The 7746-nt window shown below is 69.1% G+C and carries 12 protein-coding genes; 7 read left to right on the forward strand and 5 right to left on the reverse strand.

Going from position 1 to position 7746, the window contains the following annotated elements:
• Positions 1–563 precede the first annotated feature (563 nt).
• Together AB1673_14595 and AB1673_14600 are read left to right on the forward strand one after the other, a co-directional pair.
• The gene (locus tag AB1673_14595; protein ID MEW6155193.1) at positions 564–893 is read left to right on the forward strand and encodes a helix-turn-helix transcriptional regulator; all 330 of its coding nucleotides are present in this window, start codon (positions 564–566) and stop codon (positions 891–893) included.
• Between the two features lie 32 nt (positions 894–925).
• The gene (locus AB1673_14600; GenBank protein ID MEW6155194.1) at positions 926–1471 is read left to right on the forward strand and encodes a hypothetical protein; all 546 of its coding nucleotides are present in this window, start codon (positions 926–928) and stop codon (positions 1469–1471) included.
• Between the two features lie 64 nt (positions 1472–1535).
• Here AB1673_14600 and AB1673_14605 read toward each other — a convergent pair whose 3' ends face one another.
• Both AB1673_14605 and AB1673_14610 read right to left on the reverse strand, forming a co-directional pair.
• Positions 1536–2222, reverse strand: coding sequence for a tyrosine-type recombinase/integrase (locus AB1673_14605; protein MEW6155195.1), 687 nt, complete (start codon positions 2220–2222; stop codon positions 1536–1538).
• A 60-nt stretch (positions 2223–2282) separates the two neighbouring features.
• Positions 2283–2462: a hypothetical protein gene (locus AB1673_14610; protein ID MEW6155196.1), complete on the reverse strand. Its 180-nt coding sequence runs from the start codon at positions 2460–2462 to the stop codon at positions 2283–2285.
• Positions 2463–2834: 372 nt separating this feature from the next.
• Here AB1673_14610 and AB1673_14615 point away from each other — a divergent pair, with 372 nt between their 5' ends.
• Positions 2835–3140: a type II toxin-antitoxin system prevent-host-death family antitoxin gene (locus AB1673_14615; GenBank protein ID MEW6155197.1), complete on the forward strand. Its 306-nt coding sequence runs from the start codon at positions 2835–2837 to the stop codon at positions 3138–3140.
• A 3-nt stretch (positions 3141–3143) separates the two neighbouring features.
• The gene (locus tag AB1673_14620; GenBank protein ID MEW6155198.1) at positions 3144–3644 is read left to right on the forward strand and encodes a type II toxin-antitoxin system RelE/ParE family toxin; all 501 of its coding nucleotides are present in this window, start codon (positions 3144–3146) and stop codon (positions 3642–3644) included.
• Positions 3645–4009: 365 nt separating this feature from the next.
• On the opposite strand, the gene AB1673_14625 is transcribed toward AB1673_14620, so the two are convergent.
• The 3 genes from AB1673_14625 to AB1673_14635 form a co-directional block, all read right to left on the reverse strand.
• Positions 4010–4174 carry a hypothetical protein gene (locus tag AB1673_14625; protein MEW6155199.1) on the reverse strand — a complete coding sequence of 55 codons (165 nt, stop codon included), beginning with the start codon at positions 4172–4174 and terminating at the stop codon, positions 4010–4012.
• Between the two features lie 10 nt (positions 4175–4184).
• A complete protein-coding gene (locus AB1673_14630; GenBank protein MEW6155200.1) occupies positions 4185–4379 on the reverse strand; it encodes a hypothetical protein in 195 nt (64 codons plus the stop codon).
• 106 nt (positions 4380–4485) lie between these two features.
• The gene (locus AB1673_14635; protein ID MEW6155201.1) at positions 4486–5148 is read right to left on the reverse strand and encodes a hypothetical protein; all 663 of its coding nucleotides are present in this window, start codon (positions 5146–5148) and stop codon (positions 4486–4488) included.
• Positions 5149–5314: 166 nt separating this feature from the next.
• Here AB1673_14635 and AB1673_14640 point away from each other — a divergent pair, with 166 nt between their 5' ends.
• The 3 genes from AB1673_14640 to AB1673_14650 form a co-directional block, all read left to right on the forward strand.
• Complete coding sequence (locus AB1673_14640) at positions 5315–5671, forward strand: DUF6112 family protein (GenBank protein ID MEW6155202.1); 357 nt, start codon at positions 5315–5317, stop codon at positions 5669–5671.
• Between the two features lie 134 nt (positions 5672–5805).
• A complete protein-coding gene (locus AB1673_14645) occupies positions 5806–6435 on the forward strand; it encodes a hypothetical protein (GenBank protein ID MEW6155203.1) in 630 nt (209 codons plus the stop codon).
• A gap of 280 nt (positions 6436–6715) precedes the next feature.
• The coding region (locus tag AB1673_14650; protein MEW6155204.1) for a hypothetical protein at positions 6716–7746 on the forward strand (1031 nt) is incomplete at its 3' end.

Genomic DNA, 7746 nt, shown 5'->3' on the forward strand with positions numbered 1-7746 from the left:
AGAGACGCCAACCCCGAACGGGGCAGGAGGCCATCCTCCCGGCGGGGTGCCCACGACCACCCGCCGGGGCCGCCCATCGGGCGGCCGTTGCGCTGGTCATGGTCCAGCCGCCAGGAGGATGGCGAGGTGGCCTCTAGGGCACCCCTGTCAGTCTGGTTGTCGACCCTCGCGGGCGGGATGGTCGGCCGGCAGCGGGGAACTCGGTCCGGTTCCGGTAGGTCAGCCGATCGAGGTCACGGACCAGGTCGCGTCGCATCAGCATGCTGGGGTCCTCCTTCCCGCCACATCGAATCCACGTTGAAGCTTGAAAGCCAGATGTTATCCTGGCTCGAGCACAATAAATCTAAAAGAAATGACTGAGATATGCATCAGGATTTCAGCAGCGGCGACGGAGGGCGGCCAGGCAGATTCCCACGGCCGGGCGGCGACTCACCCTTCGGGCTCGGCTCGTTGACGCCCCCGGTTCACATCGCTGCGCCCCCGGATGCGGACGGCGCCCCTCCGGGTCGAACGGGCAATGTCGATGTCGATTTTCCCCGAATCGTCGACGCCCTGGTTCGACCGTGGCGGTGGGGGTGATGGACTGGCCCGACGCGCATCGCGGGGTCTTTGCCATCTCGGTGGCCGCCCGACTGTGCGGGCTGCACCCCCAGACCTTGCGGATCTACGAGCGGGAAGGTCTCGTCCATCCCGAGCGCAGCGTCGGGAGGACCCGTCTCTACAGCAGCCGCGACGTCGAAAAGCTCCAGGAGATCGCCGCCTTGACCCACACCGGGATCAACATCGCCGGGATCAAGCGGGTCCTCGAACTCCAAGCAGAGATCCGCCGCCTGCAAGCGCAGATCGAGCGGTTGAACGCCAAAACCAAGAACAGCAGGCCCGCAACGAGCTGACCCTCCCTTCTGTTCGACGAGGTTTGTGAGGCATGGGCGAGTGGTCCGACCAACTCTCCGACTGGGTTGTCCTGTACTGGCTGGAACAGGCCAGGAGCGCCTGCAAGGAACTCCGCGGTCACCTACAGCTCCTCCTCGCTGCCCTCGACGACAGGGACAGCGCCGGGGCCCAGCTGCTGCTCGCCCCAGCCGACACCTTGCGGATGGTGGGCGCGATCCATCGCAACCTGGACTGCCTCGGAAGGGTCGTCGCCCAGCTCGAGCGGCTGCCTGACCGCCGGCTCGATCCCGGCTGCCTCGACGAGCTTCGCGCCTTCACCCGGGCCGTCGCCGCCCACCCACAGTTGCCCATCAGCCTGCTGTTGCGCACCGCCGACCAGACAATCTCGGCGCACATGCGCGTCGGCACCCCACCCCCCGAGGTGTTCGCCGCGCTGCGCTGGCACACCGATGACAGCTGCGAGTGGTCCATCGGCACCCACATCGGCACCCTCCCGGCCGCGGTCCGCCACTACTACAACGACCTCACCGACATCGACGAAGAAGCCAACCAACTCGATCGAAACGGGCCTGGCTGAATAGGCCCTCTCCTGCGGAACGTGCCGCCAACTGCCAGGCGAGCGCGACCAGGGAGCGGAGCCTCTACAGCTCCCAGCGCCGGCCGCGGAGGGCGTCGATGCGGGCGCCGGGGGCGATGCGGCGGAGGTAGCGGTCGGTGACGGCCAGGCTGGCGTGGCCGAGTTGGTCGCGGATGTGGTGGACGGCGACGCCGTCTTCGACCAGTTCGACGGCGTGGGCGTGGCGTAGTCCGTGGGCGTGGACCCGTTTGTCGATCCCGGCCCGGCTGGCCAGGCGGGGCAGGAGCTGACGGACATAGGAGGCCTGGAGGGGCCCGCCGGCCAGGGTGCAGAACAACCGCCGCCGCGCCGAGATCCCCAGAGCCTTGCGGGCGTCGATCCAGCGGGACAGCACGGCCAGGGCCCCGTCGTCGATGACGGCCAGGCGGTCCCGGTCCCCCTTGCCGTGCAGGACCCGGATGGTGCCCCGGGCGGCGTCGACATCCTTGGGGTAGAGGGCCAGGGCCTCACCGACCCGCAGCCCACCTCGATAGAGGACGACCAGCAGGGCTCGGTTGCGGACCCCGGTCGGTGCGGTGGGCGAACAGGCCCGGATCAGCGCCCGCACCTCGTCAGGGGTGAGGAGTTCGGCCGGCAGCTTCCTCGACGCGGCCGACGCCCGGGTGGCCTTGGTGGCGCCCGGTGGGCGCGCCCGCCGGGCCGTCGAGGCGTTTACCACCGATTTCCGGGGTTGACTGTCACTTTTGGACATTAACGACAGCCTATGACGGGTGTGTCAGACCAGCCGCGCACAAACGACAGTATTCAGTCGCTACGGGACTCTGAGGCCCGACTCGGCGGCCATCCGCCGCCACAGCGAGAACCATTCCCGCCACCCGATCCGCCCACCCCGGCGGCGGAACCCATCCAGCGCCTCCCACGGGCCCCACCCCGCCGACACGGCCCGGCGGATGTAGCCCTCCGCCCGACGGCGGGTCGCAGTGCTCACCATGAGGAGGACCGTACCGAGGCCGTATGACAACCAGCCGCTAGGCGGACCTCCGGCCGGTCAGCCGGGCCGGCGGCGGCGCTGTCCACGCCGGACAACCAGCGACGGCAACCGCCGCCGGGCACAACCAGGCCGGGCCGGCTCCGGCGGCCGGCGCAGAACCACGTTCGATGAGCGCGCCCGGACGTGCATGACCAAGATCCCCCCAGCGGCGAACTTCGACGTGCCGGTCCGTGACCCCTCCGAAAGCCTGGCCCTGGCGAGTTTCCGTTCAGGAGAGCCCCCTTGCCGGGCATCGATTCGCACCTCGGTGCACGGAGACCCGACTACAGGCTCCTCTTGCATTCTACTTAGATATCTAAGTAGAATCTGGGTATGACTCTGGTGCGTGATAGCGACATCGTCTCGGTCACCGAGGCCAACCGTCGCGGTGTCTCCGGTCTGGTGGCCGACGCCGAGCGGGGCCACGACGTGATCGTCGCCCGCCATTCCAAGCCGGTCGCGGCCGTTGTGTCCATGCGCCGTCTCGGCGAGCTCCAGGAGCTCGAGGAGGACCTGCGCGACCTGGCGCTGGTCGTGGCCCGGGCCGCAACCGACAGCGGCCGGCGCACCAGCCTGGACGAGGTCCTGGCCGCCTTCGGCCACACCCGGGAGGAACTCAAGGCGCTCGACGACGAGTAGCGGATGGCCGAGGTCCGTTTCCTCGACGCCGCCATCGAGGACCTCCAACGACTGGCCCCCGAGATCGTCACCCGGGTCCTGAAGAAACTGCTCCTCTTGGAGGAGAACCCCAAGGCCGGGGCGGCGCTAGGCGGGCCGCTCACCGGATACCGCAAACTGGTCGTCGGGAACCGGGACTGGCGCATCGTCTACCGAGAAACCGCCGACGGCGCCATCGAGGTGTGCGAGATCTGGGCCGTCGGTGCCCGGGCCGACGACGAGGTGTACCAAGAAGCCGCCGCCCGGGTCGGCGCCATGGGGCCCGGCCCCACCGCCCACGCCCTCGCCCAGGTCCTCGCCCGCCTCGGCCACGCACCACCCGCCGAGACCGCCGAGGAGCTGCCCGCGTGGCTCATCGAGCGACTGGTTCACACCGCCGGCCTTCCCGCCGCCGACGTCGCGAAGATGACCCCCGACGAAGCCCTCCAGGCCTGGACCGACTACCGCATGCGAGGTCGGGACTGACGACACCACCACGGTGACGGTCGTCCTCGAGATCAACGTCGAACTGGGGTGACGAACTCGGCTACCTGACCCGCCCCGCCCGGGGGTCCGAGGGGGCCCCGCCCCCCTTCTCCTCACCGCGGAGGACCGCTGACCGCGCCGGGAAGAGGCCGCAGCGTTGGCCGGCGGGTACGGGGCCCCGCCGGCCGCTTCTAGCGGAGGCGGTCCGGGACCAACCCGCTCATCGAGCCACCCGGCCCCCGCTCGCGGCAAAGGAGGACGAGCTCGGGCCGGTCAACGTCGGCTGACTCCCCGGTCCGCGGGTCGTCGCCGGGCTGGAGACGAACGACCGGCACTCCAAGGGGCGGCGCCCCTTGACCCCGCTCCTAGGACGGCCCCGGAGGGAACATCTCCAGGATTGGCCTTCCCTCGTAGTCCAGATGCTCGGCAAGGATCTCCACCCGCTCGAGGACGGGTTTCCCCTCGGTGTCGAGGACCGGCTTGCCGTTGTCGGTCTTGACGTGGACGAAGTGCCCGTCGGCGTCTCGCACTGGTCGGCCGTCAGCGGCAACGAAGTTCGATGATCGGATCGAGCTGAGCGTCATGCACCACACGCGATGACCAGGGTGACGGGTACTCCCGGAAATCTGCGACCAGGCGATGCAGGAATTCCCGCTCCGCCTCGATGAGACGGGGGTCCCCCGCCCGGCACCGCCGTTGGCGTTCCTCGTCGAACGAATCCTCACCGATGCTCATCGCCCATCATTCTGGCTGGAAATCGCTCTGACGCTGTCCTGGAACGCGGAAGTGCCGTGCCCCCGGGGAGAGGGGCACGGCACTTCGCAGTGGCGAAGGGGACGAACTACAGGGTGATCTCGGCCGAGACCTGCACCGAGTTGCTGCCCGGCGTGATGTTCACCGACGGGCCGGAGACCTGGGGGCCAGTCACCGACGGCTCGGTCGCCTGAGGGCCGGTCACCGACGGCTCGGACACTTCAGGGGCGGTGGCCGACGGTGCCGTGACGTCGGGGCCGGTCACCTGGGGGCGGGGCACCGTCACCGTGATGTCTTCGTCCGTCAGGATGGCGGACGGGGGTGTGGCCTTCACCTCCGGCATCGTGACCTGCGGGCCCGACACCGACGGCGCCTTGGTGACCTCGGGCAGCGAGGCGGACGGGCCGGTGATCTGGGGCGGGGTGACCTGCGGCGGGGTGACGGTGGGGGGGATGACCTCGGCGCCGGGATCAACCTGGACGCTGCCCGAGGCATTGAAGTCGGCGGCAGCAGCGGTCGCTCCAGCGAGAAGAAGCCCACCGGCAACGGCGAGGCCGGCCACCTTCTGACGGTACGAAAGCATCAGACCAATCTCCTTCGACGTAGCTCCTTCGAGCTGGACACCACAGACATCGGCGCCAGAAACGCCCGACTTGAGCGAAATGTCCGAAAATCGAACCGCCGCCAGATTCCGCCCATCGTCAATCGGGCCGGAGTAGACCGCAACGCGGCCCCGGATAAGGGCGACCAACGAGCCCAATTTGTGACAGTCGGGACTTCCAGACCGAAAACGCGTCATAAGGCGCAGGCTGGCTCGTTCATCACCGTGAACCCCCCAGCCCGGGGCCCCAGGCGGGGGCCCCACACGTCGAGCCGGAAGGCTCCCACCCGAACAGCAGCGGCTTAAGGACGCCGGCATGCCGGCTCTGGACGGGCCGCGCCCACACACCGGAGGAACAGCCTCGATGTTGAATCTCGTCGCGACCATCCTCGCCGCCGAGGTCCCCACCGTCACCCCGAACAGCGACGGCCTGCCCGGCATCGCCTCGCTACTGCGCATGATCGGCGGGCTGGCCACCATCGGCTTCATCCTCTGCACCGCCGGGGTGATCGGCGGCGCCGCCGCCTGGGGCCTCTGCGGCGCGACCAACAACCCCTACGGCACCCTCACCGCCAAACGAACCGTGGCCCTCTCCCTCTTCGGCGCCCTCATCATCGGCGCCGCCTCAGTCCTGATCCGCTTCTTCGTCAACGCCGGCAGCAGCCTCAACTGACCCACAATCCGCGGTAGCCGCAACCCTCAGGAGGCCAGCGTGGACCAGCTCCTCATCCTCGTCCTGATCGTCGCCCTCACCGCAGCCTGCCTCGCCCCCACCCCCCATGGGGAGCCGACCCAGGAGCGCTCCGCATGAGCAACAAAACCGCCGCCGCCCTCGGCACCGGACTCCTCCTCGTCGGACTCCTCATCGGCCGAGCCAGCGCCAACGACGGCGGAACGAGCGCACCCAAGCCGAAGCCCGAGCAGACCACCAGCAGCGGCCTCGACCCCAAGAGCTACCCCCGCACGAAGGCTGGAGCTGTCACCGCGGCTGCTGCCTACGACGACGTCATTGTTCGGGCCGTGTTCATGACACCCGAGGAACGGCGGAAGGTAGTGAACCTGATCAGCAACGACGCCATGCGCGATCAGATCCTGAAAGACGAGGAAGGGGCGGCGGCCGCGCTGGGAAAGGTCAACGGCCCGAAGGTGCTGCGAAGGGCTCCGCTTGGTTACCGCGTGCCGACTTTCACGAAGGACTTCGCAAAGGTGGAGTTCTGGCAGGCGGCCGTGGGTGGGCAGCCAGGCGTCGACGAAGGAGTGATTTCGGGGTTCATCACGAAGACCGTCGAACTTGGCTGGGAACGAGGGGCGTGGCGGCTCGCCGGAAACCCAACGGGGAAAGACGGTCCAAGTCCAGAGCCGAACAACCTGGAAGCTAGTAACCGGATAGTCGCGGAGGCCCGCACCTTCGAGGAACTCGACCATGTTGCGCGGTAAGCGGCTTCGAGTCTTGGCCGCACTCATCCCGGCATGGGGAGCTGTCATGCTCAGCTTCGGCGGTGGGACCACTTGGGCGCAGACGACCGCGTCCGAGACTCCCCCGCCACCGGTAGCGCCCGATCCTGCTCCGCCCGGGACTGCGCCGGCTGATCCTGGTCACGGTGGAAAAGGCTTGTGCGATAAGCCTCTGATCAGCATTGCCTGTGCGACCGGTGATGTGGCCAAGAAGCTTGCCGAGGGCGATCTACCGGGTGCGGCTGGCACCGCAGTGGGCGCGGTGGCAGCGCCCGTCGCCGACGCCGCGGTCGACGCCGTGTCCCAGAACGTTGCGGAGCAGCTCACCCGGTGGGTGGCGGATGGGGCGACGTTCTTTCTCGGCCAGGCGGGTGGGCTGATTGATGAGACGACGGCCCCGAAGCTGGAGGCGGACTGGTTCCGCCAGCATTACCGGACGATGGCCTCCCTGGCGGCGGTGCTGCTCATCCCGCTGTTGATCATGTCGGTGATGGGGGCGGTCATCCACCAGGACGGCGGCCGCCTCCTGCGGATGGTGCTGGGCAAGCTGCCCATGGCCACCCTGGGGACCGGGGCCGGGGTGGCGGTGGTGGTGGCGTTGCTGGCCATCAGCGACGAGATGAGCGTCTACGTCTCCCAGGGGGCGGGAGCCAACGCCGGAGAGTTCCTCGGCAGAGCGGCCACCGCCATCCAGTTCGTCCCCGGCGTGGGGGGCCTGTTCGCCACCTTCGCCGGTGGGCTGCTGCTGATCGTGGGGACGGTGGCGGTGTGGTTCGAGCTGCTGTTGCGCTCGGCAGCGATCTACATCGCCGTGTTGTTCCTGCCCATCGCCCTGGCCGGGCTGGTGTGGCCGGCCACGGCCCAGTGGGCGCGGCGGCTGATGCACCTGCTGTTCGCGCTGATCTTTTCCAAGTTCGTCATCGTGGCCATCCTCTCCCTGGCGGCGTCGGGACTGAACGCCAGCGTCAGCACCGACGGATATGGGGCGGTGATGGCGGGCGTGGCCCTGCTGGGCCTGGCCGCGCTGTCCCCGCTGGCGCTGCTCAAGCTGGTCCCCATCCTGGAGTCGGGCGCGGCGTCGATGGCCGCCGCCGGGCGCACCCCGACCCCGGCCGCCACCGCGAGACACGCCGGCAGCACGCTGTTCGACCAGACCCAGCAGCGCCTGGCCCGGGAGAAAGCCGGCCACAACCCCATGGCCGCCTGGCACAGAACCAAGCCCTCGGCCGGATCCACAACCGCCGCAGGCGGCGGGCTGAAGAGCGCAGCCGCGCCGACGGCCGGGCTCGGAGC

It is taken from the genome of Actinomycetota bacterium, assembly GCA_040754375.1.
Lineage (GTDB): Bacteria > Actinomycetota > Acidimicrobiia > Acidimicrobiales > AC-14 > JBFMCT01.